The following is a 25,708-nucleotide window of genomic DNA, read 5'->3' on the forward strand; positions in this document are numbered from 1 at the left end:
GCTCGCCTCCTTCCCCTCCCACCCGCACGATTATCATTACCATCTAATTTATTTTGAGTATTTTAACTGATTGACAAAATGCGCTTTATCTTAACCTATCACCGATGCCACCAACCCGCGTAGAGTTTTTTGGTTGAGTTTGGTGGTCAGCCCACGTTCAATCTTGCCAACTGAGCGAGAATGAATTCCCGCCGCAATAGCCAACTCAAACTGAGTCATCTGCTTAAATTTCCTGATTCTCACCAAATAGTCAGCAAGGGATTCTCCAGGTTGCGGGGTTTGAGAAGTATCCATAAAAAACTGTCAAAATTTACTTCAAAAGATATATAATTTGAGAACAAAAATCCTGGTTGTAATCACACAATTTAAGGTGAAAAAAGCTGTTACATTAGCCACAGTAGCGACGGAATTTTTAGACCGACCTGGACTAGCACCAACCACCAGGGAGACATACTCTGTAACGCTCTCACCTTTGCTTTGTGAATACGGAAGTTGGGCAATAGAAATCATTAGTAAGCAAACAATAGTTGAGTATTTAAATAGTCTGAGTCATTTAAAATACACAACTCATCACAAGCATCAAGCAATACTACAAAGTCTACTAAATTTTGCGGTAGAACAAGGTTATATAAAATTTAACCCCATTAGGGGATTAAAACAGCGTTCTTGTGACCGAGAAAAAGGTGAGCATAAAAGTGACGATACAATTAGATATCTAACACCATCACAGCTAGAAATACTATATAAAGCTGTAAAATCTGACTTGCGACTCAATGCCATAGTACATATATTGCACCGCACAGGATGTAGAATTGGAGAGCTTTTAGCACTCTCTTTATCAGACATAGACTTGAAAACTTGGAAATTCCAAGTATTAGGAAAAGGAAATAAACAGCGTTGGTGCTTTTATAGTGAAGATGCCGCAAGAGCAGTTGAAAATTACCTCAATCACTCTCGGCATAAACAATCAGAGGCTTTATTTACAGCACAGCATCCAGTTACTTTAAAGGTCAGTCGCCTCAGCTATTACACCTTGCATGACTATTGGCAAGAAATTACCAACCAATATCAGGAACTTAACGGGGTACGCATCCACGATTTACGTCATACATTTGCTACCGAGCGTGTAGGCATCATCAGCATTGAACAACTGCGTGCGCTGATGGGACATGAAAGCATTCAAACAACTTTACGTTATTCCAAAGTCACATCACAAAAAGCCGAATACTCTGCAAGGATGGCGTTTGATGTGCTGCTCAATTCCAATAATTCTACTCTTAATTAACCAGCCTTTTTACTTGGCAGTACAGCAATATTATCAGCACTAAAAACAGAAGAAAGCATTTGTAAATAGCTGTGTAGCCCAAAGAAGATACAATACTTTGGGTTAAGTGAGTGAGGGATGATGAAACGAAACTGGCAACCAGAAGAACTGGTAGAGTGTTGGACGCTTTTACCAAACGAAATAGAGCTATTAGTGCATAAAAAGCCTCAAAATCGCTTAATTTTTGCTTTATTACTCAAATTTTTTGAATTAGAAGCGAGATTTCCTGAATCAGAGCATGAAATTCCTGCTGTTGTTGTTAACTATGTCACACAACAACTCAAGATTTCTCCCAGTATTTACCATGAATGTAATTGGCAAGGACGGTCGATAATTTACTACCGCAAGAAAATTAGAGAATTTTTTGGATTTCGAGAAGCAAGTAAAAAAGACGCTCTTCAACTAACAGACTGGCTAACAGAACAAGCATTGATTTACGAATTAAAATATGAGCAACTTAAAAGTGCAGCTATATCTCGTTTAAGAGAATTAAAAATTGAACCACCTACTCAAAGTCGTCTAGAACGTATCACTCGCTCTGCTCTCTCTAGTTTTGAGTCAAATTTTTTTCAAAGAACTGTTGCTCAGTTGTCTAACAAGACTAAAGAGCAAATAGATAGTTTATTCAAACCTCAGAAGATTGAAGAGCAATCATTGTCAGTAGTATCTCAGTTAGATATCGATGAGGAGGCGTTATCGGTCTGGAATGAATTGAAATTAGACCCAGGCCGGATTGGTGTCGGAAGTTTTCAAAAAGAAATAGAAAAATTATCGATTTTGCGTCAGCTAGATTTACCTCCAGATTTATTCACTAACATATCTGCGAAAATTTTACAACAATATAAACAGCGTGTAGTTGTTGAATATCCCAAAGACTTACGCCGTCATCCTGAACCTATTCGTTACACCTTAGTTGCTATTTTCGCCCTTTTAAGAAGTCAAGAAATCGTAGATAATTTAGTAGAGTTGATTATTCAAATCGTACATCGTATAGGAACAAAAGCTGAAAAACGTATAGACCAAGAATTGCTGAAAGACTTTAAAAAAGTCAATGGCAAGACTAATTTACTATTTCAAATGGCAGAAGCTTCTTTACAACAACCAGATGGAGTTGTCAAAGATGTTATTTTTCCAGTTGTGAGTGAAACAACGCTTAAAAATTTAGTTAAAGAATACAAATCAACAGGTAATGCTTACCGCGAACGAGTTTATACTGTTATGCGTTCTTCTTATGGCAGACATTACCGCAGAATTTTACCATTAATTTTACAGCAACTGGAATTTCGCTCCAATAATGAGGTTCATCGTCCAGTAATTCAAGCACTAGAATTACTCAAAAAATATGCTCACAGCAACCAACGATACTATGACTCAACAGAAGATATTCCTATTGAAGGTGTACTGCGTAGTGGTTGGCAAGAGTTAATTTTGGAAAAGAATAGTGATGGGGATATCAAAGTAAATCGAATTAATTATGAATTAAGTGTACTGCAAGCATTAAGAGAGAAATTAAGATGTAAAGAAATTTGGGTAGTTGGAGCCTATCGTTATCGTAACCCTGAAGAGGATTTACCAACGGATTTTGAGTCCCAACGGACTGAATATTTTCAGGCGCTAAAACTCCCGGACGATGTTGAAGAGTTTATTACTGATTTACAGCAGAAAATGCAATCAGCCCTGAGTCAATTAGAATCAGGATTACCAAAAAACAAGTACGTCAAAATTAAAAACAAAGGAAAATCGAAAATTTGCGTTTCACCCCTCAAACCTCAAAGTGAACCAATAAATTTATACCGCTTAAAGACTGAAATCAATCGCCGTTGGCCGAAGACTAGTCTTTTGGATGTCCTCAAAGAAACAGATTTACGTGTGAATTTTACTGAACATTTTCAATCAGTCTTAACTAGGGAAGTATTAGATTCTAACCTATTACAAAAGAGATTGTTACTGTGTTTGTATGGTTTGGGGACAAATACTGGACTGAAGCGTTTAAGTGATGAAATAGGAGGCAGTAGTTATCAGGAGTTGTTACACGTTAAACGTGCTTATATTCACAAACAACAATTACGCAATGCTATTACCAACATTGCCAATGCTATTTTTGGAACCAGATTAAAGCATATTTGGGGAGAAGGTACGGCAGCTTGTGCTTCTGATTCTAAAAAGTTTGGTGCTTGGGATCAGAATTTAATGACGGAGTGGCACATTCGCTATGGTGGGCGTGGTGTGATGATTTATTGGCATGTTGAAAAAAATTCTGTCTGTATCTACTCACAGCTAAAAACCTGTTCAAGTAGTGAAGTGGCAGCTATGATTGAAGGTTTACTCCGCCATTGTACCGAGATGAAGGTCGAGAAGAATTTTGTGGATAGTCATGGACAAAGTGAGGTGGCTTTTGCTTTTTGTCATCTGCTAGGTTTTCAGTTAATGCCACGTCTCAAACGCATTAATGTGCAAAAATTATATTTACCAATTAATGGAAGTGCTAGTGATTATCCTAATTTACAACCTGTTCTCACGCGGTCAATTAACTGGGATTTAATTCGTCAGCAGTATGACCAAATGATTAAGTACGCCACTGCACTCAGGTTAGGAATGGCTGAAACAGATGCGATTTTAAAACGGTTCACTAGGGGAAATTTATTACACCCTACTTATCAAGCTCTATCTGAGTTAGGCAAAGCTGTCAAGACGATTTTTTTGAGTCAATATTTGCATTCATTAGAACTGCGTCGAGAAATTAATGATGGGTTGAATGTCGTTGAAAATTGGAATAGTGCTAACAGTTTTATTTTTTATGGTAAGGGTGGAGAAGTTGCTACTAATCGTTTAGAAGATCAGGAGTTGGCTATTTTATCCTTGCATCTGCTCCAAATTTCCTTGGTGTATATTAATACATTGATGATTCAGCAGGTGTTGTCACAACCTCAATGGATGAAGCTCATGAAAAAACAAGACTTGCGGGCGCTTTCACCTTTGATTTGGCTGCATATCAATCCTTACGGTACTTTCAACTTGGATATGAATGAACGTTTGCCCATTGAGACTGTTGCGTAACCACTTTTGTCCAACCATATAACTCTTGTTTCGCTTTTACCTTTTTAGTCAGGCGAGTGCATCAAACACTGTTTTGGCGATCGCCCCAAAGCTTGCGTTGATCATATCCCAACAAATCGCCTTGAAGAAAGAGAAACTTCTATGGTTCCGCTTGGTTTTTAAACTAAACTGTTTAGTTTGCACTTGGTGACAGCTTCGCCAGCTCTTCCCCAATTATTATGCACGCTTTATGTGGAATACCTTAGTGGCACATTATTTGAACTCCTCCTAGCAGCATTATTAATGTGCTAACAATGCTTTTTACGGTAAAAGCACATTACCCATGCTTGGGGAGGCATTAAGCGCCAGCCGCCCCAACACTGTATAGAAATTTTGGGGGTTTGAGGGGTTGATGAGGATGGGATTGTATTACTTGTCCAGTAAACTTGTTTATCTATTTAATTACCGTTAGTGGACGTGACTCTTAACTGACATGAAAGAGGCTATATCTTCGTCAACCATTGCACCAATAGCTCACTAGCCCTCTAAAAACGCGGATTCGATGTAACCAACCCATGACGAGATTAGCTGTAGTCAAGAGGCTACAACGGCGCACAGCTATTTAGTTGGGTGGAGAATTGGGAATTGTGGTTAAGCTGCTGCTTTCTCTTTCTCTTTAGTCAGCCAGTGCTGGAAGATTTCATAGCGTCCATCGTCAGCACCAACCACATGATAAATTCGTTGGCGATCGCCAGTTCCATCTCGACCCTTATATTTAAGTTTCAGCCCTATCTTCTTCAGAAAGCGGCGCAAGATGACGATGGGGCTGTCATTATCACTTAGGGTAATATCCAGAACGGTTTTCACCTGCCATTTAACAGATAGGGCATTGTTAGCCATCTGTACCAAGTCTTCATCACTCCCCCTGAGTGAGCGATCGCTCTTGATGAAATTGGGGATATTAAACATTTCTAAGGCATGAATCACCAAACCTAGCTGACCGCCGTTAAAATCCGGTAGCCATGCGCTCTTGCAGGCAAGCATCTTTTCCCCCAGTTTGCGATCGCGCGACTCAACATAGGCTCTACCCACAGTCAGGTAATAACATAGCCTTAGCTGTGGGTAATAGCCAGCATCGTCTTTTTTCACCAGTTCCGGGGTAACTGACACACCGTAACGCTGTTCAAGCTTGTATTTACGCTCAATGTTGCGTTCAGCAGTGGTTTTAGAGCGTTGTTGTTGTAATGCCTCATATTTAGCCGGGGTCAAATGGCTGGTATCAGCAGCAGAGACATTCTCACACTCAGCATTGTAGAGTTCGTTTCTCTGCTTGGTAATCTGTTTTTCTAATATGATTCTGGTTTTGTTGTCATCAACATCAATAATGTTGTGACCTTCGTCGGTTAATGCTTCAAGCACCGACTCCCGGTAATGAATCATACCAGCGTTAATCCGACAGGACATTTTACCAAAAATGGTTAAAGCAGTGCGGTTGATGTTGATTTCATCCCCGTCTATTGTCAGTGAAGCATCTTGTAGCAGCCTCAAATTAGCTTGAAAGCGTTTGTGTTCGCTGGCTAGGAGTGATTTGAGGTTCATAGCTCCGTTGCCCACCTTTCCGACTCCGTGACGGGCAACCCACAGATGGCGCTCTACTTCCTCACGTACACGGGCTAAAGCTTGGCGGGTGGCATTTTCTGGAGCTACCCCCTGGAAGCATCCCCAAACGCTGGTAAAATGCCCCTTAATGTCGATGCTCACCCCCGTACCAATGGATGGGGAAGCCAGCACAATGTCATACTCCATTAATATTTCGTTGAGTCGCTGAATGCAGCCATAAGCTTCGTGTTCTGGGTCGGCAATGGTTTCGGAGTCAATGCGGAGTATTTTGCGTGAGGGGAATTTTTTCTTTAACTTAGCCTCTAAAACTTTGGTTCCCCATTTAGATTTGGCTTTTTGAGCGTCAACGGCAATAAACGGCTTACCCCCCGCTTTAATATGAGCTTCTAAGGCAGCTAACCAGCTGATAGGTGTAGTTTGTCTGTAGTGGTAAATGTTCAAAGGCTGACCCTTCCAGGTGTTGACCACCACCCAAGGGGTAACTTTGGTTTCTGCTAGACCCATAACCATTTCTGGCGATAAATCAGACAAGTCAGCATCAGCCAGGATGACTCTACCCCGTCCTGGGGCGAAGGCATTTTTGAACAACTGTGAAAGTTGGTTGAGGACTTCCACTCGGTGCTTCTTAACTTCAGTGTTGGCTGAGAGCAAATGCCAAATCACCTGTTCGGACTCGTCAATAATTACTAGGGGTTCCTTCCAGTGGACAGCGTTAAATCTGGCTTGTCCATTTGGGTGTAAACTGTCCACACACAGCGCAAAACCCAGTAATATGCCAGTTTCGCTGTTTCTGACTTCGGTGATGTAGGGGATGCCTACCCTGTCAGCGATCGCCTGGGCTAACTGTACTCTGTGCGATAAAAGAATAACGGGCTGACCGTTGGCGATTGCCTCAGCTACTATCGGGGCAAAGGATTCGGTTTTACCTGAACCTTTAAAAGATTTGAGCAAAATCAGTTTAGCGGATTCTGGGATTAACAATTCTCCCAGGTAACGCTGATTAAGGACGAGTGCAGGTTGATAGGATAGTCGGTTATACTCTTTGACCTGCCATTTTTCTAAACTCAGTGCTAGTTTTATGATTTCATCAGCAATAGCCTTGCCCCTAGCAGCGATTAAATCATCAATGCCTTTTTCGGGGTAACTCCACTGTGTAACTAGGACTTGACAGCCGCAAGCCGTTAACAGCTTGGCGGTCTGGACAATGGCAACATTCACCCGTTGGATTGTTTCGGGCTTGGTGTCGTGGTCAAAGCAGATGATGAAGGGTCGCCCAAGGGTGGCGAAGTGTTGCAGCTCCGGAATTAGGTGTTTTTCTCCTGTGGGCTGTCCAAATTCATCTTTGGGATTGCGGTAGCCACTGTTTACCCCAGGCAGAGCGATCGCCGCATAGCCATTTGTCAGCAATGCCCCTGCTTTTTTGGCCCCTTCACAAATCACAACAGGGATGTTGTACTTCCATACCCAATGCCAGAAGCCTAATGCGCGATCTTCATCGCCGATCGGTTTTTCATATCGTGCGGCCACACTCTCCCAGGTGTAATCCGGTACTGCCAGGAAGAATGCCCGTGTAGGCACTCGTAGCGGGTGTTCGTACTTGATAAATTTATGAACTTTGTTCGCGTCGCGCCTGGGGCGATCCGGTTTCATCCCGCCCCACTGCATCTCTTTGTAATCGTTGAGTGGGTCAACGCCATTGCACCACCAATTGAGTCCTTCTATGTGGCGATACTTCTTCAGTATCCCGTCTCTGAGTCGTCCGTCGTTACGCCGGGGGACGTTTTGACCGTAGAACAGGTAATCGTAGGAAGCTGTACCTGATACGGAAATGACGTTTAATGCAATAATTCCAGGGTCAACAGCACTGGCTAACCATTCATTCCAGTGGTGCGCTTCTATGTCAGAGGGACGGGATATAATCTCGTACCTCTGTGTGACTTCAATCTGTTGAAGTACACAGTTATTATTTTTCACAGCTTTTTCCCTCAAATACGGTGGTTTTCAGTAGTTTGAGGGGTTTATCGCGCTGCTACATCTTATATCTACAAGATTTGCTGTTTTGCTTCTTGAAAATTTTTACTTATCAAAAAATTTGATAAATTTCGAGCAAAATTTGGCAGTGAAAATATAGAAATTTCCACAGCAACCCATATAATATGAGTAAGCAGCGCGGAACAATCTCTGTTGCCAATCATGTGGTCTTCAGCTTCCGACCTTAGTCCACTTTTTTGGTTCTTTAGAGATAAACCCCGCTTCTCAATACTTGAAATATTTAATTTTCTACATTGGGCAAAGCGTTCATAACTTAGTTGCGCTTTGTCCTTTTAATTTTTGTATCTTTTGTATATTCACCTCCGTTTTACGCTTCATTTCACTGCTTCCTGATTTTACAGAACTTCTGGCTGTCTTATATGTAACAAGACTGTAGCTTTTTACTTGAAATTATCCAACAAGAGTTGATGATTATTCAAGAAATTGAGGCTCTGCGCTGCACTATCCTTAGTTGTGCTGGGTCGGTCATTTTTTCTTCTCTCTTTCAGTTGGCAATGGTTCTACCTTCATATTGCGGACTCCTACTTCTATTAGGTATGCCGCTAGATTAGCAGTAGTTCGCCCTTGATTCTCAGCTAGTGCTTCAAGCTGGTCAAATACGGTATCAGGTAGCGTTACACTAAAACGCTTGGTCATGCATCATTTTTGCTTCAAAGTGCCTCCTAAATCATACGTTGTGATTCCTATTTAAGTTTAAACTGCTGCGGTATTGCTGTTAACTACATCTATTTTAAACTGACTCTACATCTAAATACCAGCAGAGTGCATCTATTTAGATGCTATAATAACTTTGTCAGCCAAAAGCAGTCACCCAACAAAGGCAATAGAAGCCAGAAAGTGATGTTTAGGCAAGCCTTGAACTGGATGTGTGGATTATTGGCACTTCAGCCGATAAATTCTCCAAAGCCAGGATAAATAAGACTTTTACCAACCATCAGAACCATGACAACCACATACACCAATGCCAAAAACTGGCTCGTTCAAGCAGAGTTGCTTGCCAATTCCGGGCTAACTGACCTTACAGGAGGTAAGGACGCAGGAGCAGGATATGGCAAGGCAATCATCGGTGATTTTTCCATCATGATGCCAGCCGCATACTCACTTGTTCGCAACCGCAACCTCATGCACCACGAAACCATCTCAAAAGATGGGGCATGGGTGCGGTATGTCGAAGGAACGCGGCTTGACTTAAAAGACGTTCAATTCTTCTGGGGCAGTGCAGCTCTAGCACAGGCTGATCACACCCTGCTACACGAAGATAAGTCCAAAAAAGCAGAACTGGCACTAGAAAGCATCCTTGCAGATTTGGCAGTTCTCAATATTCCCAATGGTGTCAAGCTTTCAATTAGTTTGAGCAACCACAACCCAGAACGCTGGGCAACTGAGATTAAACGCAGAGTATCGGGGACTCACACCTTTGAACATCTGCACCCACTTACTCGTTCCATTGTCAGCAAGACAGTTGAAATCAACGTTACTGGCATATACCCCGAAGGCTTTGGAAGCATTGCTCATTGTTTATTCGGTGAAGCGTCCCTAATTCTTGACCCCTCGGAATTGGCGATCGCTCTCGATATCGGTTCATCAACTTGGCTTGTAACCGTGTTCAACGGCAGCGGTGCAGTCATAGACCGCCATCTAATTGAGGGCGGAGCCGGTGAGTTGCACTCGATGATTGCAGAAGCCCTCGACAAGCGAAACGACCGAGTAAGTCTGCTGTCCAAGGATGTCAAGCACTCGCCTAGTCTCGTTAACCAAGGGATTCTAGAGGGCACTTTCACATACGGCGGCAACCACCTTACTGGCAAGAAGTTTGAAACCGAGTATAGCCAATGTCTTGACTCTTGGTGGAGTACCAGAATTGAGAAATTCGCCAATTTCGTGACTGCTGGTAATTATCTAGACCGCGCTAAATACCTTGTCGCCTGGGGTGGGGGTGTTTCCTTGCCAGTGGTGGATCAAAATCTTGCCTCTTTAGGTTTTCTGGTCTTGAAAAATCCCCAATTTATCAATGCATTGGGCTTGAAACTATTAAGTCAAATATCTCTAGGAGCCTAATTAATGAATTACGAATCTCGGCGTATAACTATCTCCTACTTAGCAGTAATTGAATTGTGCAAGATTTTTGATTTACCCCAAGATGCACCGACACAAGCACTTTCGGCAGGTGTAGAGAAACTGATTTTTCAACACGGTAATGTGCAAACATCACCAAAACCCGAAACAGCGCAATCTACACAGCCAAATAAATCTGCACTTAGCGCAATGGTCACTAATTTCAAAGGAGCAGCATGACCAAATCCACATTAAGGAACACGCTTTTTGGCATTGGTGCAACAGCCTTTGCTATTGCATTGGGCTACTTCGGAGTGCAGTACATGGGTAAAAACAATATGTTCATTATCGCCGCAACTGTGGGTGGTGCAGGGGCTATCAGCTATGTACTTCAAAAGCCAAAAGAGCAGCCAGCCTCGACACAACTGGAGCCAGAATTATCCAAAACAAAAAAGAGGTCTAAGAAGGTATGAGCAACCAAGAAACCATGCAGACACAACCATCATTAACAACAACCGAAATAATGACCATTCTTTTGGGTTGCGAACAGACTCTAAGGTTTGTCCAAGCATCACCAAATTACAAACAAATTGAAGGCTCCTCAAGGTTCAGCACATCGAATGATTTGCGTTTGGGTGATGCCATTCAAGCACTCTTAGAGATTCACGAAGCAATTTTAGATATCGAGTTTTATTCCCAAGTTGAGGGAGAAACTTATGCTAAATAGAGTCTATGACTCAACCCTACTAACCAATTCCAAGGTTTACCAAATTGATAGAACGCTGTACCAGTACCTCTTTAGAACAGGCACAATCCAGCATCCAAAGTATCACTTTCGCCCTCTATCTGGACAACGAAAGAAGGCTGATTTACTGCTCAATCACAAGGCATTAACTACTCGCTGTTATGAGGTGTCAGGGATGTCTACTAATGCTTCAGTTATTAGCTCTGAATCACTGCAATTATCAATTTTTTGAGGTGAATTATGAATAATCAACCACTGCCAGAATTGATTGCACAAGCCCAACAATTGCTAACCCAAATTAGGCAGCATCCACAATATCAAGTCTTACATTTTGACTGTGACGTAACTCTTGGGGATGTTAGCCAGTTTTTCAATACTCTGCAATGGTCAGCCACAGCTTCAACTGTGGACGTTTCAAGAGAAGGCTTTTTTCAGTAATGGGAGAGCGATCGCTTGAGATGGAAGGCAGGCGATCGCCCATCTGATGCATCAAGTACATCACACAATTAGGATTTTACCAGCATGACACTTGACTACAAAAATCCCAACCATTGGGGGCGTTCACCCCTGACCGATTCCGCCCTTAGACTACAGCAGTTCAAAGTAGAAAATCCTGAACAGTGGGCGGCAATGATAGAGGCGGATATCGAGGCACTTGACACACCATTAGAAGAGATTGAAGATTACCCACCTTTCACCGGGACGGAATTTCTAGCAACTCATTCAACCATCGATGACCATCCTTATGCAGCTGCATTTGGTCAATTCTTAGGCAACGGTATTGATGCTGACATTGCAAATATATTGGCATTTGGCTGCAACAGATTTGATTTAATCTCTGAAGATTTTGACGACCCCATAAGGCAATTAGCAACGAGAATTTATAGCCGATTTGAGGACATGGGTTACTGGGATGAAGTACCCCAAGATAACAGCGATATCAACTACGACAACATACCTTATTAGGAGTGTCAGCAATGGATTTTGCAATACGTAATCCGGTAGTTGGTCATAGTTCCCATATCGATGAGAAAGCGCAAACTTGGGGAGGATTTGAAGCTGATATTCTGGGCTATCTTTCAGACATCAACAAGCTCGAACAGTTTGCGGACTATGCCAATAATGCCCAAGAATTATCGGACAGATTAGAGCCATTTTTGGACAATGCCAAGGTCGTCTTTGAGGCGATGGAGAAGCTGACCAAGGGACAGGTAACTTGGACAGAATTAAGAAAGCAATACGGTTCTCATGTTGCAACTGCCATCGCCAAAATTCGCAAACTCAATTCAGAATTTGATTCTGAGATGAGTAAAATCGATGCCCAAGATAGAGCAGACCTATTGCGAATTGACCAAAAGCGTAAACACGCTTTAGCTGAAGTTGCTGCACAATTACACCAAGATTTACAGGCGGAATTGTGGAGACATGAAAACAAGATTAGCGGCATAGAAAATAGACAAACTGTGCAGGCTGAACGTCAAGCAATTACTACGGGATTGAGAGAGAAACGCCAACAACTTTTAGCCCGTGCAAGATTTGGTTCCAGAGCATTAGAACCGAACCAAACACCCCAGGAGGTAATACCAATTCAACACACTAGTTATGCACCATCATCGAGTGTTTCTGCAACAGGAACAGTAAGAGGTTGGGGTGCGATGTTGGGTAACTTGTGGAACAAATTGGGCGACAGATAAGTAATTGATTAATAAGGACTTGGCTGATGTTAGTTAGAAAAAGTGATTCATCAACTAACGTCAGCCCTTTTCTATATGAAGGGCTGGCACAAACACCACAACAATCTAAGCAACCAGAACAACCACAAGCATTACCAGAAAACAATCGAATTAGAACATTTAGACGTGCTGGTAATGCTTGTGAAATTGTCGCTGGCAGTTGCTTAAACAGTGCAGTAATTTTCACCTTTCATTTGTTGCAGGTTCACCCAGTTGGAATGTTCCTAGCAGTGGGTACTGCACACCTGTATTTTACTGCCACTGCAACGGGTGAAGGTTTTAACAATTTCGTCACTAATTTAATGACTGGTTGCAGTGCATCACTAGCTCTCTTGTGTGCGCTCAATGAACCTATTCGTGAGTGGAATGAATCGAGAATTTCTACTAGTACAGTTAAGACTTCTATTGAGTCGGTATATAAGCCAAAAACTGCTGATGATTCAAGTTGGATGGATGGTGCAGGAGTGACCATATTTCTAGTGATATTAATGTTTTTTCTATTTGGTGGTGGTAAGAATAAATGAATTATTTAAGTGAGAAACATAAAACTTTATCCGAGTCGCAACAATCGGGTTTCATGAAGTGGTTTGGTCAGTTGCCAATGGACAAGAAAGCTGTTGCCATTGGGCTTAGTTTGACTGTGGGAATTAGCTCTGCGGCGATGGCGTGGCAGGGAACGAGCAGCGACAGAATTTACTTCTGCATCAAAACCCCTTTGAAAACATTGGTATGTCAGGACAAGAATAACCGACCTTTCCGCATGACTCCCTTTTATTGGGAGCAGTGGAAGAATGATGGAATGCCCCCCCAAGTAGTACGTGACCCAGCGATGGGAGTAAACGGGCTGGTGAAAGCGACCAACCCATACAAGGCGTCTTGGGCGTTTGGGGGATTCCTGGGATTTGCGCTAGCTGGGTGGATGCTGAGGCACTGCCAGTATGAGGAGAAGCAGAGAGCCGTATTTGAAGACATTGCCCAAAAACGGGATGCTGCAAAAGCAGAAATGGCAGCACGTTCAGAGCTACTGGACAGTTACAAAGACGTTGCTATTAAAGAAGTAGAGTTACAAGCCGATTTGGATTTAATCGCCGGCGATCGCACTGTTGATATCCAAAAAGCAGAGATTTACGCCCACACGGAAATTGAAGTTACCCAAATGGAGGCATCTGACGCTATTTTTGAGGCGCAAACGGCGGGGATGAGTGAAGAACAAAAGGCAGAGTACATTAAGCATCTACGCGACACGAAAACGCCCTATCTACAAGGGAGTCAGACTCTACAGGGGACGATTGACCCCAACGATAAAGTGACTGGGGGAGAACAGCCGGCGTTCCGTCAGGTTGCCGAAGGCATCGCTTCACAGGAGAATAAAACGGCATGGGTACAGAATTTAATCAAACAAACTGCTCTTATATGGGGCAACCAAGGGGGTGGTAAATCTTGGCTGGCTCGTTATGTTGCAAAGAAGAAAAAAGAAGCTGGCTACCGTGTTGTTGTACTTGACCCTGATAGCAACCGCGCAGAATGGAAAGGAGTTGAGAGTTACCACTCCTGGTCGGATATTGAGCAGCAGATCCGCGATTACGTTAAGGAACTAGAAGAACGGCTAAAAACCTTCAACAATTCATCTTTAAGTGAAGACCAATGGCGACAAAAACTGTGGTCTGAGGGGAAAGCTTTATCTCTAATTTGTGAGGAGGCAACCACCTATGGAGATTTTATTAAAGATGAGGAATTATTGTCAAAATTCGGCAAGTTAGCACTCACTAAAAGCCGCAAACAAGAGATGCCCCTGACGGTGGTTGCTCACAACAATACTCAGGCGTGTTTGTTCGGCATTAAGAGTTTGCATAATCTCGTTTCTAAAATGCTTCAAGTTGAATGTTTGGCTCTTGTTGACCCAATTACACTACAGCCCAAATCAACGGGTAAAGCCAAGGTAAAACTCGATAGTTCTAACGAATGGCTTGATGTTCATCTGCCGACTATGACAGCTAAAATATCTGATTTTAACGATACTAGGCCAACAAAATCTCACCCAATTCCACCCATAGATAAAGCCACTTTAGAGCGCATTTATGAACTAGAAATCAATATCGGTAGCAAGGCAGAATCTAGCCCTACCCCATCCCTAACACCACTAGCCCAATCATTGCTGCAATACCTCCAGCGCACCGGAAGAACATCGGCAGTCATACAGGAGATACAGCCCAACTTTAAGGTAAAGGGTCAACGGTTCAGTTCGGAGGAATTGAAGCGACTGTTTAATGAGTTAGTTGAAAACAGTCTGGCCGTCTGGCTGGATGCTAATACTATCGAAATTGCCCAAAATCAGACAGACCTAGAGGACAGACAGAAGTAGACAGAATCCTTATATAACAAGGGACAGACGCGACAGACATCTAGACAGAAACTAGACAGGTTCACCCGCACAGAAGTTTTACAAACTAATCGGACAGACACTAGGAAAGCAAAAGCTTATGTGACTGGTATTACCCACAATGACACGAATTCCAGCTATCCAGAAGGCACACAAGCAATGAGGGAGGCCGGTACAATCCTCATTCAAAAATTCTCAGCTAATGGTAAAACACCACTGACCAGGGTCAAGATTATTCGCGGCTTGCTTGATGATAATGGCGAGGAGTTAAAAGAGGCAGAGCGCACACTGCCAAACTGGTTTAACCCAGAGGATATTTACAATCATTTCAACGGTAAGCCGATTTCTTTTGATAGTTAATTAATACGCTTGCTGAGGATCTTACTTGTTGAGAATTTCGCCTCAAAAAGCAATTTTATTTTTGCAACCCTTTCTTAGCAATATTTTCAGTTTGTGCATGGCGGCTTGTAGCAGCTTCGCTAGTTCTGTCCCAATTACTGAAACCGCGACCTCATTGGATGTAATTATTTTCTCTTCTCACGCCGATTTATTGAGTGAATACTTTTTTTTAAATATTTAAATATAAAAATACCAACAGTACCTCCTACAACAAGACCAATTGTATTCATTATGGTGGCGACTCTAGAATCACTAATAATTTCGTGAACTTGCACCCAAAAAGGAAGCCAGTCATCGGCACAAAATCTATATGTTTCAGCACATTCTTTTAGGTCTCTTAAACGACTGTATACATATTGTTGAGATATCCAAGAAAGACCCAAACCAATAAAAGTTCCGAGCAAACCTCCTAAGACTTCGCAACGGTTATTAATGAAATTACTAAACAGTTCTTCAAAAAAGTTTATATTAGCCTCTTCTTTTTCTTTGCTCATATATCCTCCTTTTTTTAGTCTGTAATTCTTTTTGTATTTTTCTTCCCAAGTTCATAATTATGATGCCTATATTTAACTCACGGGCATTTCTTGGCTTTCATTATCTGTAGCCTACAGTCGATATCACGAGCTTGATAGAAACGATTTATCAACCAGGAGTATAGAGGATATCTTACAAAATAGAAGTTCCACAAGAACTGCAATCGCTCTTGAAGTTTAATCGGTGATAAGCTAATAAATAACTATGTGTAATAATAACAATGTTCCACTGAGCCTGATACTCAAATTTATTCTTTGACTACCTGAATATTGTTCAGCCTAAAGAAGCCACCGTGTGCATCACCTAAAAACTCGGCTTGAGCAGTAATTATATTATTAGTTGAAAAATTCGGGCTAGATTGAATAGTAAATGCTTTGACTTTATCTCCTGTCTGAGCAAAATTTCCACCTGTTATATTTTTACTTTCTAAAATTTCTAACTCTAAATACCATTTATCCTGAAATTCTTTAGATTGTTCGATATGCAAAACCTTTGCTTTTATTTCACTTTGGTTAGGTGCTGCCATTATCCCTTGTAACTTCGATGTCATAAAATGTTTTCCCCCTAAAATTTCCACCGTAATATCATGTCTGCCAGAGTTAAGCGAAGTGGCATTTATAGCAAATCCTGATAATCCAATAGCAAAAGCAACAGTAAATAATAACCACTGTAGGATTTTACTCATATTACTTACCACTCTAATTTATCTAAGGTTGCTGAATAAAAACATTATTAATTCAGCAACCTCATGGGTGTAATGTTTTCAGTTCAGGATATTGAATTTATATCCTTTTTACTACCTTGCTTGCTGAAGCATGACGAAGGCATTACTGACAGTGGTTTTCAAGTCATTGATTACGGTAGCAGCAACTTCCAAACTAATTACGAATGCTGATGCAAGGGACGATTACAAGACAAAAGGGATTAACGAGTTACAGGTATCTTAGGAGCGTGTAGTACCCCAGACTTGATATCTACAGTAATGTTATCTCCTTTGCGTTGGATCTCAGTGAGCGCAATCTCTGAATCAGAACCATCGTATGCTTTACTGCTAGGTGTAGTGCTGTCTGTAAAAGAACTGTTCATACCACAAGGGAATGGATCGTTAGCATCTCCACGGTTCGCACCTTTATTCAGGTCTAGCTTGCCATCACACTGTTCAATATCAACTAGGTAGTGAGTATCGTTGGTATTACCAGTTTTGTTTTCATCTATATGCTCAATGATTAGACCTTCACCTAGCAAGTAGCCATCAAACCCTTTTTTCTGACGATTTGAAAGTAGGAAATATTCCTTACTGTTAATCTCTTTGATTGGCAGTTTGTAGATTTGTCCATCATTAGTAGCATAGGGTTTAATAGTGACATTTTGTTGGCTATTGAAGATTGTTACGGGTTTTACCCATCCGAGTTTAACTTTACAATAAGCAGTTGGGTGGGCTGGTGTTTGTCCACCATTATTCCAACTTCCAGCAGCCATCAAATCCCAATCACCAGTACCAGATGAACTGTAGTCAGTGTCATACAAATCTGGTAATCCAAATACGTGTCCTAATTCATGACAAAATACACCAATTTTTCCGTCTTCAGGTTCAATGCTGTAGCTTTGAACCTTTACGCCATCTACAGTTTTTGGTGAAATTTCCCACTTGTGCGACCAGATGTTATTTTTGTCACCAGTAACTTCTGCGCCAGAACCCGCATGAACAATGAATAGAGCATCTACAATTCCATCGCCATCATTGTCGTAGTTGGCGAAATTTACAAATGGGTCTGCTAAATCCACTAAATCTTCCACTAGCTTTTGAGAATTTTGTGGATAAAAACCCGTGCCAAAATCATTGTTGGTGTAATAGGAGTATGGTCTTGGAGCGCGATACCAACCATTTGTAGCTCCTCCCTGACCGCTTACTTCACCAGTTACCGTCAGTTTGTGATAAGAAGCTTCCCAGTAAAAATCTTTCAAGCTCACCGTGCCGTCGTTGCTGCTAGAAAACAGCATATCTGCATAGTGTTTTTGGTTTTGAGTAGCCTTATTGTCTGAGAAGTCTACCAAAAGCACTAAAGCTCTTCTTGTACCAACAACTGGAGCCAGTTGTCCAGTTGTCGTATGGATGCGTTTGCGTCTACTGCTAATTAAGCTGAAAGTTCGTAAATCAAGAACATCAATTGTTGCTGCTTCAGGCAATCCGTCTCCAGCTTGCAATAATTCTTTAGTGCGGAGAAATCTGGCTCGGAGTTCTGGTGAAGCGGCAACTAAGTAACAGTTATCTTTTGAAAACATAAATCGAAACCTGCCATTTTTTTCAAAAAGAGTGAAAAGCTAAAACAGTTGAAAATTCAGAAATGTTATCGAAAATCTGTGATAATATCTGGCACTTCATTTTTGACTAAAGAGCAAAAAGCTAAAGTCAAGTACCACAGTCTCAAGGATTTCAAAAATTTGCCCAGATGCAGGCTCAATAGGCGGAACTATCGACTGAATATAGAGATTTTTGTAAATTCTCGACCTAGAAGGCATCGCTGCTGTTCAATTCTTATCAATTATTGGATTAGAGTTAATCTATTGGAATAAATTCCTGACTATTAAAACTAGGAATTACATAACAATACTGATTAACTCAAAAAAAGACAACTCTGGAATTTATCACTCCTGCAAATTGCCGGATTACGGGCTAATTTGCTTACATTGATGCTGTCTTAAAGAAAAATATAGAACCAACAGCTTACACTACTACAATTTCGTGCAATATCAAAGAAACTCCCTACCATTTATTAGCAGCATTGCTATAAATCATTACTCAGTTATACGCTTAAATAATTATTACCTACTCTCTCAATAGGAGTATTTATTACTAAAGCCAGTATATAGCTGTTTTATACATTCGCCCCTGTAAAACTTTACTTTATATAACTGTTTTGAGCGAGATTTACCTAAATGTTGAGGATAAGTGATGAAAGCTTCATATAACATTTTTTTTAGCTATTAATGGCTATTTATTCTAATTTAATTCAATAAAAACTCATAGTTTTATAAATTACTTATTAGTCCTAAGCTCTATCTTAAGGTATAGGAATTTTTAAATAATAATACTTAGTTAGTTCTGAAGCTAACTCTAGATTTTTAGTCGTAGGGGAAGAACTAAGTATTCCTCAAGAACTCATACGACAGGGAAGATTAGATGGGTTGTGGAATGAAGAATTTAAAAAATACATCCGTGCTGCAATTATTGGTCAAAATGCTGCCAATGAACCTAGTTTTGAATGGACTGTTAGGAAAGCTATTGATTGCCGTGAAATTGGTTTTAATGATGCTTCTCAAGCAATCATTTACTTAACCTCTCACGATGTTGAAGGTTTTCGCAACTAACATTTTCGTAATTTGGGGTAGACTGCCGTGTAGACGTTGGTGCAGACTGCCGTTAATGGTTGACCTGGGGTGAAAATCTTGGATTTGGGCTGCTAGGCAGCGTTGATATCACGCTAGGGTCATTGATATCAATTTCTTTTAAATCTGGTGTGACATCCGGCTTTCATAGTGCATTCCTCCACTGAGTGAACCCAATTAAGTAAAACTTATCAATCAACGAGAGAATGAGGGTTGTGGGCGGTGCGATTGATAAGCCTGGGTTAAGTGTGTGAAGTCGTTGACGAAAGAATAAGCTTTTCTGGGATAATGGGATGTAATAGTAGGTTTCTACTCATCATACACCTGAGCCGGGAAATGAGAACGCTGACAGAGTTGGTGGAAGAATGGTTGGACGTGCATCACGGTAAAACTAGGGCATCTTATCAAAATACCATTCACAAGTTTCTAAGTTTTACTTCGGTGGACGCGATCGCTGATATTCAGATCCGTCACGTTCGGGATTGGTTAGATTCTCTGCAAGAGGCTCCGACAACTAAGGTCAAGCATCTTAATATTCTCAAGGCGTTTTTTTCCTATGTGACCAGTATGGAGAAACCGCCCCTGACTCGCAGTCCGATTCCCAAACAGTTCAAGCTGCCCAAGCCGAAGGATACTTTGGTTGAGCGCATCCTTGCGCCAGAAGATGTGGATGCGATGATTGCGGCGACGACCGACAAGCGCAATCGGTTAATTTTAAAGACTCTTTATTTAACTGGGATTCGGGTTTCTGAGTTGTGTGGGTTGCGTTGGAAAGATGCGATTGCTTCTCGCGGTGGTGGTGGGCAGATTAATGTTTACGGCAAGGGTGGGCGTACTCGTAGAGTTCACGTTCCCCAGGAGCTATGGCTGGAGTTAATGTCACTGCGCGGTGAGGCGTTGAAGGATGCGCCTGTGTTTGCCAGTGCGACGGGTAGACCCTTGGCCCCTTCTCATATTGACCGGGTGGTGAAGCGGGCGGCGGCAGCAGCAGAATTAGAAAATGCCATGAATGTTTCAGCGCATTGGTTTAGGCATAGTCATGCTACCCACGCATTAGATGAAGGTGTTCCAGTGCATTTGGTTCAGGCTACTTTAGGGCATACAAGTTTGGATACTACGAGTAAATATCTGCACGTAAGCCCTGATAGGAGTTCTGGGGAGGTTTTAGTTAAGCGATGGTCTGAGCCGTTTTAATGTTAAGTAATATTTCGTCAATGGTATCAGGATCTCGGCTCAATGCCTAATTCAGTTCCTCTAAAATTCTAAACCTGATGTAATTGATACCTAAAACACCAACTGAGTTATCGGTTCCTGTTACGTATTCAAAGGGTGAGCCTTGCTGCATCTGAATGTGATACCACTGAAGACCCATAAAATACCGCATAGTCCACTTTCCGGTCTCATTATCGTCTGCACTCGACTCCATCGGAATCCATCCCCAGCCAGGAACATAAAACTCTACCCACACATGGTTAAAATCAGGCTCAATAGGAACGTTTCTACTTTCAGGATTTACCTTGTAGTAAGGGACTTTATAACGCCCGGCTTTCCGGCAGGCAATCCCATTCAAACGCATTAAGGCCATCAGAACGCCCAAATATTCACCGCAAGAACCGTTTCCTCTCTTTAACACCACATCAGGAGAGTCAGTCCCTCCCTCCATACGGTATGTCAATTGTTCATAGACGTAATTCCTAATCTTCAATACTCGATCGAGGATATTGGTCGCTCCTTTGGTTGCCTCCCGTGCTGCCTTTTTGACGATAGGCGTATGCATAGCAAGATTATCGTCGTCCTTGAGATATCTGTCTTTCATGTCATCGGGCAACTCTAAATGCTCATCCACATCTGCTGGAGTCAGATTATATTTAATGGCATGAACCTTAAGGAGTGCCTTCCAGCCAAATACATGCCGGTCTCTGAGATTTAACCGCTTGAATTTGAACACAGCATACTTTTGATCGTCCTCTTGCTGAATTGTGAAGTCTTTCCCAATCGAATGAATCTCGACCACCTCCTGACGTTCAGTCGCGTTAGGTAAGCTCATCCACCACTCAAAAGGTTCATCAATATCTTGTGCATCCCTAATCGGGTCGATTTCTTCCATATAGGAGGCTTCAATTAAGTAACCTCTTGACATTGTGTAGTGTTTGTTTTCATTGTGCTGGAATAGCAACCGATGAATGAAGTTTCTCGATTTTTTCTTCATCACTAAATCGAGGGTTTCACCTGCCCCATCATCTTTGATGACAGCTTCCTCATTTGAGTAGCCGACATATAACTGATCTTTCGAGAACGCAATCCCTTTTGGGGATTCAAACGGAACCAGAAAGTTGTATTTGACTTTGCCTGTATTGGGGTCTAGACAGTAAATTGTTTGCTCAGCACTATCACAAACCCACAAATGACCGTCATGAAAGGTAATGTCATCAACGTCAGCCCCTGGTGAATCATATTCTCGAATGGGTTGAGGTGTTCCTGCCGATTGGGTATTTTCAAATACATAGATTCTATTGGTGGTGGTAACCACATAGACTTCTGTTTTTGTGACAACCACACCTGAAACTCTGGGGTTGAGAACCGCAAACACCTCTGGTTCAGATGAGAAATCATCTTGAATTCTCAACACTCGTTTGTTTTTGGTGTACCAAATTTGATGATGATAGTAATCTAATCCTGACGCATACCGAAAATAGTCTGTTTGTCCGGAATTAATGATGGTCGTGTTATTGCTGCTGTCAACAGTAGCAATATATCCTTTATCGCCATCCAGAATCAGAAACTGATCCTCTTTATAAGCAGCCAGCCCTTGCAAATTCCCAAAGCAACAAGGTCTGATGATAGAAGCGATCGAGTTCATAATTCTCTCTTTGATTTAAAAGTTTTTTCATGATGGTTTGATCTGCAAATGACCAATTTCCTTTAAACATCGACCCCATAGCCTTCATTATTAAATTGAATTTATTAATTTTTAACTAAAGTTGGAGTCATGGCTAATCTATTTGCGTTTGGCTTGATTACTGCTACTAAATCGTTTAAACGTTGATCACCTCCATTATTGAGGTAATCTTCCGCAGAGTGAACGCCAACACCCAGAGCAGCAAAAAAATCTTTGTTTCCAATCTGAGGATTATATAAGGAAAAAGTAATTGACATCCATTGATTAGAGGAATTTGTATTCATTGAAAAAAATCCTCTAACTAAATCCACCTCTCTGATGAAAGAGATTCCAGTCAAACGCATACTTCTTAAGAGTGAGATTGCAATGTCAACCGTACTTCGATTTTTAGATGGTATATTGTGTTAGTTCATTCATAAATATTCAATACTACTTCAGTGTTTGCCCATCAGTCTAGTTAAGAATTTTCACATCTGCCGTTAACAAAGGACAATCATAAAAAGGCTGTACCGTAATTCTTAGCTAATTACTTTCTCCAAACTGTCGGTGAGATAATTTTAGCTGATTGATCATCTAAATAGAAATCGTAAACAGGTTCTCCTGATAATTCACAGCGAAGTGGCTCAATAATTTTAGTGAACGGATTCCAAACTGCTGTTACAGTTCGTTTTGCTTTCTTTCTTTGCAATTCACACTGAATATGTACGGTAGGTAGATGAATAATCATTGCACTGTGTAACCAAGCTTCTACACTCATTGCATAACGCTCTTGGATATCTAACAATTTTCTTTCTAACTCTCTATTAGTGGCTTCAATTCGTGCTATTTCCTTATCTTTATCATCACCCTCTAAATGTTTTGACTCAATTTTGTGGCGAATTTCTGAGCTAATGGTGTTGTAATAAGCCTTGAGCCTTTCTTCATCTCTGGCTTTTGCTCTTGCTAATTTAGCCTGCCAATTCTCTAGAGATGTTCCAACCAATATTGCACTTTGATGTTCAATTAACTTCAACAACTCATCAATAGGTATAGATAATGGGGTTTCTTGATCATCGACAGAGATTCTGTCTGACTCCCAAAACAAAGCATCACCAATTTCTACTGGTGTCACTCCTGTTAGTTCATTGATAATGAATGAAACTAAACCAATCCTTTTTTCATCCGCATTCGCTGTATAAGCCACATTACACAAGATGTAACGAGTGGTTGATGGTTTAGCATCTAAAAAACGAATTAAACCATTTTGGACTACAAATTTATCTGTTACAGTCTTTTCAAAACCTGTAGTTTTTAAATAGCCATCAAATTTAACGCCCAAGGCGGTAATAAGTCCTTTAGTAGCTAATAGGTCAGATAACTTATTTAATACTTCTGAATGATAAGTTACAAAAACACTTTGAGGTACATCAGCTTTAGTAGTAAATGTAACTTCTTCGGGTAGAGAAAGTAATGATGCTATATTTTCAGTTAATAACGCATTTAAAATGTGTTCACTAGCGGGTTCTGCTATTCCGTCATGCAGAGAAACAATTTTTTCTAAGGTAGCAATAATTGGGTCGGAAATCATATCTAATTAAATCAATTTCTCAAGCTTCAAAATCTTCGCCAAAAATCTGCTCATCGAGTTCTTGAATTTGCTGATACTGGTTTTTGGCTTTCAACAAATTATCTGCTAATTGCTCGAAGGCTGTATCTAATTCGGGTTTGACCTGATGCTTGAGCCAGATATCCATAACAATTTCACTAAAGTCAAATTCATCATCCACGTTACCTAAAATTGTTTCAATTTCTCCAACGACAAGTTCAAACATATTAATTTTGTCGTGCAATATCCGCAGAATATATTCTTCGATACTGCCCTTGAGACAAAAGTTAAAAATAAAAACATCCTGGGTTTGTCCGATGCGGTGGATACGACCAATGCGCTGTTCTATTTTCATTGGGTTCCAGGGGAGGTCATAATTAACGATGGCATTGGCAAACTGAATGTTACGACCTTCCCCGCCTGTTTCGGATGCCAGCAATACAGAAACCTGATCCCGAAATGCGGCTATAGCCTCATCTTTCTGCTTAAGGGACATTCCACCCTGAAATTCCGCAAAGGGGATATTTGCAGCTTGTAGAGTTTGGGCTAAATAAGTGCTAGTTGCTTTATGGGTTGTAAAGACCAAAGTTTTCTGGCGAGATTTTAAAAGCATTTCTACCAAAGCTTTTGCTTTCTCGACCTGCTTGACTTGGGTAGCCCGTCTTGCCAAAGACTTGAGTTGTTCATCATCAGGCAAGCGAAGAGTCAATTGCTTGAGGGAATCAGCCAAAGCACCAGGGGATGAACCAGCACGCATCAGCAAATTGGTACGGGAGAGTCTATCTAGCGAATATTCTTCTCTCCGCAGATACTCACTCAAGTCATGATAAAGTTTCTCCTCGCCGTCAGCCGGGGTAACGGTAATTGTGGTGGCGAAGCGTTTGGGCAATTTGACATCTACTAGGGCGCGGGTATTTCGTACCATCACTTCCCGCATCAGAGAGCGTAACTTTTCGGGATTTTTCGGGACTCTTCCATTCCTAGAATCGACATATTCTTTTTTAAAGGCGGCTTCTGTTTGTAGCAGTCCTGGTTTGAGGAGGGTGAGCAGATTAAACAGTTCCACAAGGGAGTTCTGCACTGGTGTAGCGGTGAGCATAAGGATAAACCGCTTATTGAGGGCATTGACCAGCTTCCAGTTTAGGGTTGTGCGATTTTTCAGGTGGTGGGCTTCATCAACAACAACCAAGTCCCAAGTGCGACTGGTGACATGAGGATAATGTTTAGCAGACTTAGCTGTGTTTAATGAAGCGATAATTCGCTTATTATCTGTCCAGAAAGAGTCTATAGGTTGTTGGGGGTCACGGTTATCTGTGGTGATAGTAGAAATATTAAATTTATCGCTTAACTCTGATTGCCATTGAGAAACTAGGGATGCGGGAGTTAGCACCAGCATGGACTGTACCATACCCCTAGCTAAGTATTCGGCTATGATTAGTCCCGCCTCAATGGTTTTGCCTAATCCTACTTCATCCGCTAGTAATGCACGTCCACCCAGTTGTCTAAGTACCTTTCGGGCTGTTTCAATCTGATACCAGTATTTGTCAATAGCGGTTAGCGTGGGCAGGCAAATTAGCTGATCGTAGTCTGCCATTACCGAGAGGCTAAACAGGTCTAAACGCGCTTCGTAGAAGTTAATAGGGTCATATCTACCTGCTTTGAGAGCTTCTAAGGCAGTAGAAGAATTGAATTTGAATGTATAGTTTTTCTCCATAATGCACCGCACCCCAGAAAGCTACTTTTGACCACTCACCGCACACCATAAAGCTAGCTTCCCGCCAAGAAAATTATTGTCGAGACGGGAAGCTTTGGCACTCACTCCAGCCCTAAATGGAGTTTGAGAGCAGCATCTACTAATTGCATCAACTCTTCATTTAAACTATTTACCACCTCTGACACAATCCTTTGCTTAGAAATTGTTCGTACCTGCTGCGCCTGTACTTTGGAAGCTAATGGTAA

The 25,708-nt window shown here is 41.4% G+C and carries 26 protein-coding genes; 15 read left to right on the top strand and 11 right to left on the bottom strand.

All coding sequences use genetic code 11. The annotated features are described in order from the left end of the window. Positions 1-90 precede the first annotated feature (90 nt). Positions 91-294 carry a helix-turn-helix domain-containing protein gene (locus tag H6H03_RS35680; protein ID WP_242058152.1) on the bottom strand — a complete coding sequence of 68 codons (204 nt, stop codon included), beginning with the start codon at positions 292-294 and terminating at the stop codon, positions 91-93. A 76-nt stretch (positions 295-370) separates the two neighbouring features. Here H6H03_RS35680 and H6H03_RS35685 point away from each other — a divergent pair, with 76 nt between their 5' ends. Both H6H03_RS35685 and H6H03_RS35690 read left to right on the top strand, forming a co-directional pair. After that, a complete protein-coding gene (locus H6H03_RS35685; protein ID WP_190959736.1) occupies positions 371-1,285 on the top strand; it encodes a tyrosine-type recombinase/integrase in 915 nt (304 codons plus the stop codon). A gap of 120 nt (positions 1,286-1,405) precedes the next feature. Then, on the top strand, positions 1,406-4,381 hold the full coding sequence (locus H6H03_RS35690; RefSeq protein WP_190959759.1) for a Tn3 family transposase: 2,976 nt from the start codon (positions 1,406-1,408) through the stop codon (positions 4,379-4,381). 630 nt (positions 4,382-5,011) lie between these two features. Here the strand turns inward: H6H03_RS35690 and H6H03_RS35695 are convergent. After that, positions 5,012-7,954, bottom strand: a complete 2,943-nt coding sequence (locus tag H6H03_RS35695; RefSeq protein WP_190959737.1) for a plasmid replication protein, CyRepA1 family — start codon at positions 7,952-7,954, stop codon at positions 5,012-5,014. 543 nt (positions 7,955-8,497) lie between these two features. Continuing rightward, positions 8,498-8,668: a ribbon-helix-helix domain-containing protein gene (locus H6H03_RS35700; RefSeq protein WP_190959738.1), complete on the bottom strand. Its 171-nt coding sequence runs from the start codon at positions 8,666-8,668 to the stop codon at positions 8,498-8,500. 306 nt (positions 8,669-8,974) lie between these two features. Between H6H03_RS35700 and H6H03_RS35705 the strand changes: the two genes are divergently transcribed. The 11 genes from H6H03_RS35705 to H6H03_RS35755 all read left to right on the top strand — a co-directional run bounded on the left by H6H03_RS35705 (position 8,975) and on the right by H6H03_RS35755 (position 15,305). Then, complete coding sequence (locus H6H03_RS35705) at positions 8,975-10,090, top strand: ParM/StbA family protein (RefSeq protein ID WP_190959739.1); 1,116 nt, start codon at positions 8,975-8,977, stop codon at positions 10,088-10,090. Between the two features lie 3 nt (positions 10,091-10,093). Further along, entirely contained in the window at positions 10,094-10,327 is a 234-nt protein-coding gene (locus tag H6H03_RS35710; protein ID WP_190959740.1) for a hypothetical protein, read from the top strand. Then, a complete protein-coding gene (locus H6H03_RS35715) occupies positions 10,324-10,560 on the top strand; it encodes a hypothetical protein (protein ID WP_190959741.1) in 237 nt (78 codons plus the stop codon). Before H6H03_RS35710 ends, H6H03_RS35715 begins: the two co-directional genes overlap by 4 nt. Then, positions 10,557-10,814: a hypothetical protein gene (locus H6H03_RS35720; RefSeq protein ID WP_190959742.1), complete on the top strand. Its 258-nt coding sequence runs from the start codon at positions 10,557-10,559 to the stop codon at positions 10,812-10,814. Before H6H03_RS35715 ends, H6H03_RS35720 begins: the two co-directional genes overlap by 4 nt. Further along, on the top strand, positions 10,804-11,064 hold the full coding sequence (locus H6H03_RS35725; RefSeq protein ID WP_190959743.1) for a hypothetical protein: 261 nt from the start codon (positions 10,804-10,806) through the stop codon (positions 11,062-11,064). Before H6H03_RS35720 ends, H6H03_RS35725 begins: the two co-directional genes overlap by 11 nt. Before the next feature lie 8 nt (positions 11,065-11,072). Beyond that, positions 11,073-11,270 (top strand): hypothetical protein, encoded by a 198-nt coding sequence (locus H6H03_RS35730; RefSeq protein ID WP_190959744.1) that lies wholly within the window; start codon positions 11,073-11,075, stop codon positions 11,268-11,270. 84 nt (positions 11,271-11,354) lie between these two features. Further along, positions 11,355-11,798, top strand: a complete 444-nt coding sequence (locus H6H03_RS35735; RefSeq protein ID WP_190959745.1) for a hypothetical protein — start codon at positions 11,355-11,357, stop codon at positions 11,796-11,798. Positions 11,799-11,809: 11 nt separating this feature from the next. Beyond that, entirely contained in the window at positions 11,810-12,526 is a 717-nt protein-coding gene (locus H6H03_RS35740) for a hypothetical protein (RefSeq protein WP_190959746.1), read from the top strand. A 26-nt stretch (positions 12,527-12,552) separates the two neighbouring features. Beyond that, entirely contained in the window at positions 12,553-13,089 is a 537-nt protein-coding gene (locus H6H03_RS35745) for a hypothetical protein (RefSeq protein WP_190959747.1), read from the top strand. Continuing rightward, positions 13,086-14,927, top strand: coding sequence for a hypothetical protein (locus H6H03_RS35750; RefSeq protein WP_190959748.1), 1,842 nt, complete (start codon positions 13,086-13,088; stop codon positions 14,925-14,927). Before H6H03_RS35745 ends, H6H03_RS35750 begins: the two co-directional genes overlap by 4 nt. 120 nt (positions 14,928-15,047) lie before the next feature. Further along, complete coding sequence (locus H6H03_RS35755; protein WP_190959749.1) at positions 15,048-15,305, top strand: hypothetical protein; 258 nt, start codon at positions 15,048-15,050, stop codon at positions 15,303-15,305. 164 nt (positions 15,306-15,469) lie between these two features. Here H6H03_RS35755 and H6H03_RS35760 read toward each other — a convergent pair whose 3' ends face one another. The 3 genes from H6H03_RS35760 to H6H03_RS35770 form a co-directional block, all read right to left on the bottom strand. Further along, entirely contained in the window at positions 15,470-15,838 is a 369-nt protein-coding gene (locus H6H03_RS35760; RefSeq protein WP_190959750.1) for a hypothetical protein, read from the bottom strand. A 287-nt stretch (positions 15,839-16,125) separates the two neighbouring features. Next, positions 16,126-16,563, bottom strand: coding sequence for a hypothetical protein (locus H6H03_RS35765; RefSeq protein WP_190959751.1), 438 nt, complete (start codon positions 16,561-16,563; stop codon positions 16,126-16,128). A 239-nt stretch (positions 16,564-16,802) separates the two neighbouring features. Beyond that, entirely contained in the window at positions 16,803-18,161 is a 1,359-nt protein-coding gene (locus H6H03_RS35770) for a M6 family metalloprotease domain-containing protein (protein WP_190959752.1), read from the bottom strand. Between the two features lie 903 nt (positions 18,162-19,064). Here H6H03_RS35770 and H6H03_RS35775 point away from each other — a divergent pair. Together H6H03_RS35775 and H6H03_RS35780 are read left to right on the top strand one after the other, a co-directional pair. Next, complete coding sequence (locus H6H03_RS35775; RefSeq protein WP_190959753.1) at positions 19,065-19,247, top strand: hypothetical protein; 183 nt, start codon at positions 19,065-19,067, stop codon at positions 19,245-19,247. Positions 19,248-19,601: 354 nt separating this feature from the next. Continuing rightward, positions 19,602-20,459, top strand: a complete 858-nt coding sequence (locus tag H6H03_RS35780; protein WP_199339208.1) for a tyrosine-type recombinase/integrase — start codon at positions 19,602-19,604, stop codon at positions 20,457-20,459. 46 nt (positions 20,460-20,505) lie between these two features. Here the strand turns inward: H6H03_RS35780 and H6H03_RS35785 are convergent, their stop codons facing one another. The 5 genes from H6H03_RS35785 to H6H03_RS35805 form a co-directional block, all read right to left on the bottom strand. Then, complete coding sequence (locus H6H03_RS35785; RefSeq protein WP_190959754.1) at positions 20,506-22,125, bottom strand: transglutaminase domain-containing protein; 1,620 nt, start codon at positions 22,123-22,125, stop codon at positions 20,506-20,508. Positions 22,126-22,229: 104 nt separating this feature from the next. Beyond that, the gene (locus tag H6H03_RS35790) at positions 22,230-22,502 is read right to left on the bottom strand and encodes a hypothetical protein (RefSeq protein WP_190959755.1); all 273 of its coding nucleotides are present in this window, start codon (positions 22,500-22,502) and stop codon (positions 22,230-22,232) included. A 188-nt stretch (positions 22,503-22,690) separates the two neighbouring features. Further along, positions 22,691-23,731 (bottom strand): hypothetical protein, encoded by a 1,041-nt coding sequence (locus tag H6H03_RS35795; protein WP_190959756.1) that lies wholly within the window; start codon positions 23,729-23,731, stop codon positions 22,691-22,693. Positions 23,732-23,750: 19 nt separating this feature from the next. Beyond that, positions 23,751-25,463: a DEAD/DEAH box helicase gene (locus H6H03_RS35800; RefSeq protein ID WP_190959757.1), complete on the bottom strand. Its 1,713-nt coding sequence runs from the start codon at positions 25,461-25,463 to the stop codon at positions 23,751-23,753. Between the two features lie 101 nt (positions 25,464-25,564). Then, a partial coding sequence (locus H6H03_RS35805) for a type II toxin-antitoxin system PemK/MazF family toxin (protein ID WP_190959758.1) occupies positions 25,565-25,708 on the bottom strand: 144 nt, incomplete at its 5' end.

The sequence above is a fragment of the Nostoc paludosum FACHB-159 genome, assembly GCF_014698835.1.
Classification (GTDB): domain Bacteria; phylum Cyanobacteriota; class Cyanobacteriia; order Cyanobacteriales; family Nostocaceae; genus Nostoc; species Nostoc paludosum.

What these genes read in the sequence shown, in the direction of transcription:
- H6H03_RS35760 (WP_190959750.1), bottom strand. Translation starts at nt 15,838, where the DNA reads ATGAGCAAAGAAAAAGAAGAGGCTAATATAAACTTTTTTGAAGAACTG.
- H6H03_RS35770 (WP_190959752.1), bottom strand. Translation starts at nt 18,161, where the DNA reads ATGTTTTCAAAAGATAACTGTTACTTAGTTGCCGCTTCACCAGAACTC.
- H6H03_RS35710 (WP_190959740.1), top strand. Translation starts at nt 10,094, where the DNA reads ATGAATTACGAATCTCGGCGTATAACTATCTCCTACTTAGCAGTAATT.
- H6H03_RS35785 (WP_190959754.1), bottom strand. Translation starts at nt 22,125, where the DNA reads ATGAACTCGATCGCTTCTATCATCAGACCTTGTTGCTTTGGGAATTTG.
- H6H03_RS35745 (WP_190959747.1), top strand. Translation starts at nt 12,553, where the DNA reads ATGTTAGTTAGAAAAAGTGATTCATCAACTAACGTCAGCCCTTTTCTA.
- H6H03_RS35705 (WP_190959739.1), top strand. Translation starts at nt 8,975, where the DNA reads ATGACAACCACATACACCAATGCCAAAAACTGGCTCGTTCAAGCAGAG.
- H6H03_RS35740 (WP_190959746.1), top strand. Translation starts at nt 11,810, where the DNA reads ATGGATTTTGCAATACGTAATCCGGTAGTTGGTCATAGTTCCCATATC.
- H6H03_RS35690 (WP_190959759.1), top strand. Translation starts at nt 1,406, where the DNA reads ATGAAACGAAACTGGCAACCAGAAGAACTGGTAGAGTGTTGGACGCTT.
- H6H03_RS35800 (WP_190959757.1), bottom strand. Translation starts at nt 25,463, where the DNA reads ATGGAGAAAAACTATACATTCAAATTCAATTCTTCTACTGCCTTAGAA.
- H6H03_RS35700 (WP_190959738.1), bottom strand. Translation starts at nt 8,668, where the DNA reads ATGACCAAGCGTTTTAGTGTAACGCTACCTGATACCGTATTTGACCAG.
- H6H03_RS35795 (WP_190959756.1), bottom strand. Translation starts at nt 23,731, where the DNA reads ATGATTTCCGACCCAATTATTGCTACCTTAGAAAAAATTGTTTCTCTG.
- H6H03_RS35780 (WP_199339208.1), top strand. Translation starts at nt 19,602, where the DNA reads ATGAGAACGCTGACAGAGTTGGTGGAAGAATGGTTGGACGTGCATCAC.
- H6H03_RS35680 (WP_242058152.1), bottom strand. Translation starts at nt 294, where the DNA reads ATGGATACTTCTCAAACCCCGCAACCTGGAGAATCCCTTGCTGACTAT.
- H6H03_RS35720 (WP_190959742.1), top strand. Translation starts at nt 10,557, where the DNA reads ATGAGCAACCAAGAAACCATGCAGACACAACCATCATTAACAACAACC.
- H6H03_RS35735 (WP_190959745.1), top strand. Translation starts at nt 11,355, where the DNA reads ATGACACTTGACTACAAAAATCCCAACCATTGGGGGCGTTCACCCCTG.
- H6H03_RS35715 (WP_190959741.1), top strand. Translation starts at nt 10,324, where the DNA reads ATGACCAAATCCACATTAAGGAACACGCTTTTTGGCATTGGTGCAACA.
- H6H03_RS35750 (WP_190959748.1), top strand. Translation starts at nt 13,086, where the DNA reads ATGAATTATTTAAGTGAGAAACATAAAACTTTATCCGAGTCGCAACAA.
- H6H03_RS35725 (WP_190959743.1), top strand. Translation starts at nt 10,804, where the DNA reads ATGCTAAATAGAGTCTATGACTCAACCCTACTAACCAATTCCAAGGTT.
- H6H03_RS35765 (WP_190959751.1), bottom strand. Translation starts at nt 16,563, where the DNA reads ATGAGTAAAATCCTACAGTGGTTATTATTTACTGTTGCTTTTGCTATT.
- H6H03_RS35730 (WP_190959744.1), top strand. Translation starts at nt 11,073, where the DNA reads ATGAATAATCAACCACTGCCAGAATTGATTGCACAAGCCCAACAATTG.